This window comes from Olsenella uli (assembly GCF_016899935.1).
Taxonomy (GTDB): Bacteria; Actinomycetota; Coriobacteriia; order Coriobacteriales; family Atopobiaceae; genus Thermophilibacter; species Thermophilibacter uli_B.
The window spans coordinates 1-250 of sequence record NZ_JACJJK010000082.1 but is presented as its reverse complement, the minus strand read 5'-3'; the positions used below and the strand labels follow the sequence as shown (position 1 = coordinate 250).

Genomic DNA, 250 nt, shown 5'->3' with positions numbered 1-250 from the left:
TAAAAGGCGAATTAGAAAAGATACGCGAACAAATCCAAAATATTGAATAACTGTTAAAGGTGAAGCTGTAATAATGAAAGTTAATTTGATTAATGTTGGTTATGGTAATATTGTAGCCGCTAACAGAATTATTTCCATAATTGGCCCAGAGTCAGCACCAGTGAAGAGAATTATTCAAGATGCAAAAGAAGCCAAAAATTTAATAGATGCAACATTTGGCAAGAAGACTCGTTCTGTGATTATCATGGAT

General features: G+C 32.8%; 1 protein-coding gene. It reads left to right on the top strand.

The features are described from left to right. Nucleotides 1-73: 73 nt before the first annotated feature. On the top strand, nt 74-250 hold a 177-nt coding region (locus tag H6A07_RS09925; protein WP_204814753.1), incomplete at its 3' end, for an extracellular matrix/biofilm biosynthesis regulator RemA family protein.